The sequence below is a fragment of the Streptomyces sp. NRRL F-5122 genome, assembly GCF_001507435.1.
Classification (GTDB): domain Bacteria; phylum Actinomycetota; class Actinomycetes; order Streptomycetales; family Streptomycetaceae; genus Streptomyces; species Streptomyces lannensis.
The window spans coordinates 1-2,729 of sequence record NZ_LMWH01000058.1 but is presented as its reverse complement, the minus strand read 5'-3'; the positions used below and the strand labels follow the sequence as shown (position 1 = coordinate 2,729).

1 protein-coding gene and 1 pseudogene are annotated in these 2,729 nt (G+C 64.8%); one reads left to right on the top strand and one right to left on the bottom strand.

Features of this window, described 5'->3' with window-relative positions:
* Positions 1-1,032: 1,032 nt before the first annotated feature.
* A complete protein-coding gene (locus ADL25_RS09035) occupies positions 1,033-1,545 on the top strand; it encodes a DUF402 domain-containing protein (RefSeq protein WP_063805596.1) in 513 nt (170 codons plus the stop codon).
* Positions 1,546-1,712: 167 nt separating this feature from the next.
* On the opposite strand, the pseudogene ADL25_RS50385 reads toward ADL25_RS09035, so the two are convergent.
* Positions 1,713-2,729 (bottom strand): annotated as a pseudogene (locus ADL25_RS50385) (hypothetical protein); the annotation flags it as partial.

Below are 2,729 nucleotides of genomic sequence, written 5' to 3'. Positions count from 1 at the left end.
ACGCGACAGCCGGGTACTCACCCTGCCCGATACATGCGCAACAAGCCGAAACGGCCCGCCAAATGAACCGACGGACCGTCACGAAAGATCGAGGCTAGCAACGGCAGTGACCCCTGCGACGCAAGCGCTTTCGAAAGTCCCCGTCCACGGCCTAAATTGATCTAGAAGTGGAATCCCGGCGGAACCGCAGGCGCTCACTGCCCCCACTGCGACACGCCCACCGGTAAGTTCAAGCGGAGCCGACGCTGTGATCACATAAATGGCTGGTTTCACTTCCTGCACAGGGGAGTCACGAGTTACGGGGGCATGTGAAGGTCAAGGAGGCGAAGCTCACCGGCTCACCCATATGGCGAGTCAGTAGGTGTAGCGGCGGGCCCGGGCCGGGGCCGAGGTGGATGGCCGAACTATCGGTTCCTTGCAGTTCGACAAGGGCGCCTGGGACTTGGATGAACGGCTTCTGCTCCTCGCGCCCCGCGGGGATGGTTTCTCCGGTCCTGGCTGCCGGTGGTCGGGACGGAGTACAGGTGAGCGCAGTTCCCAGAGCGTTTACCCATGCCTCGCTCTGCGCGGCCGCTACCAGCAGCAGCACGGACAGGCGCGGGCTGTCGCCTCCGCCAGGGGCAGGCAGGTCGGTGTTCACCTACGCGGTCCCGTCCGCACAATGCGGCGTCCGCTGAGCTCGCCGGTGCCAGTTGCGCGCGTTGCGTCGGAGAAACCTCCATCCTTGGCGGTGAGTTTGGCGAGCTACACTAGGTTTGGGCCACCCAGGGGATGATCTTCCTGCGTTCGGATTACTTTCGCCATCGTCCGGAAACGAAGCCGCCACGCTTGCCGCGCCTCCGGTGGCGGGTCCGGACCACCCGCCACGCTTGCCGCGCCTCCGGTGGCGGGTCCGGACCACGTGTGGAGCCACCTGGAATTCCGAGGACAGATGCGGGACAGGTCGTTGAAGAGGCGGCACGGTACGGTTCCTCGGTTCCTTGATTGATGCTGTCGGGCTAGCGTCTTTGCGTGGTTACAGAGAGCAGGTCCGTGCTGGTCGATGTACGGAAGTACGACGGCAGTCTGGGTGCCCAGTGGACCGCTACCTGGCTGGGCGAGGATGAGCATGGTGTGTGGTTGAGCACTGCGCAGGGTGTCGCCGTCAGGTCGAGCATGGGCGATTGGACAAACCGGTTCACGCACGTCCCGCGCGGTGAATGGTGGACAGCCACATTCTGCGCAGACCCGGGCCCCGAGATGTACTGCGACGTCTGCACGGTGTCAGAGTGGAATGCGGACGGGACCGTTCTGCGCGTGGTGGACCTCGATCTCGATGTCGTGCGACTTCATAACGGCGCGGCCTATATCAAGGACGAGGACGAGTTCGCCGAACACCAAGTCAGTTACGGGTATCCCAGTTGGGTCAGCGCCAAGGCCCGACAAACCTGCGCGTGGTTGATGGAGGCGGTCCGCCGCGATGGTGATGACGTCGAACCCTTCGCCTCGGTGCACCGCCACTGGCTCCGCCTCATCAACTGGACGGAGCCCGGCAGCAGGGCGTAGGGGGTAGTCCACCCCCGCGCCTGCCAGCAGCGGCACGGCGTGCTGAAGCCGAAGACCAAGGCGATGTGGAAGTTTTCAATCGCCTTACCGGCTTGAATCTCAAGGCTGAGAACCTGGCCAGCGCCGACCAGATCGCGAGGACGGGCCTTTGGTCTCCGTGATTGGCGTCAGCCATCGACGTGTGGTCGCTGGGGGTCGGCGTGGTGCTGGGTGGTGGCCTGCCAGCGTCGTTCGAAGTCGTCGGCGTGTTCGCTGATGTTGTGGATGGTGAGGGGCTTGTTGTACTGGGCGGTGATCCCGTGGGCTGCGCAGTCGTGGGCGATGGCGTCCAATGCTGGTGTGCTGCTGCTTTCACGGTGCTCGGCCCAGATGGTGTAGAGCCGGAAGGACAGAAAGTATCGGCGCAACGTGGAAGGGCTGACGGGCTTTCCACTACGGCTGTGCAGGCCTTTGTCGGCGAGATAGGCGGACAGCTTCTGTCCGGTGGGTTCGTCGCCGTGCTGCGTCCGGTACTCCTGCCACGCGAAGTAGTAACGGTCGACGAGGGTGAGGCGCCCTTCTTCAGCTGACGTATGCGGTGCAAGGCCGTTGATCGTGGCTTTCACGTGCGGAGGACGCTTTTCCCTCGTGGCGTATGCGAGGAGCGGCTCATGGTCCTTGCCTGCCGCAGGTGGTGCGCCAGCCGCCAGGGTGCGGTCTTGCTCGTGCGCGGGGCCAGCCAGATCGAGCTGATCGGGGTGGCTGCGAGCATGGGCGAGGTAGCCATCGGTAAACTCCTCGGTCCCTTCCTCGCCCGCCCGCCTCGGGCTTGACGGCCGATCAGGCGCTGGAGACAAGACGGATGTTGGTCGCAGGTCCTCGCTACGTGGCTGTACCGCAGCTTGCGGGGAGCCGGTGCCGGTCGCCTCACGTCCGCGACGTTGCGTTGACGCAGGGGCGCGGACCGGTGGTGCAGTGTCTGGCACTGATGCGGGTTTGATACCTGCTGCCGCCAGGCCTGCTGGGGCGGTGTCCATCAGTGGGACGCCGTACTTGGCCAGCCGCAGCGGCATGAGCGACTCCGCCGGCGCCTTGCGGCGCCAGGTGCGGCCGAAGCGGGAGCGCAGGCGGGCCTGGTAGACGAGACGTTCCTGTTCCAGCTTGATGACCTGGTCGTAGGAGCGGAGCTCCCACAGTTTCATCCG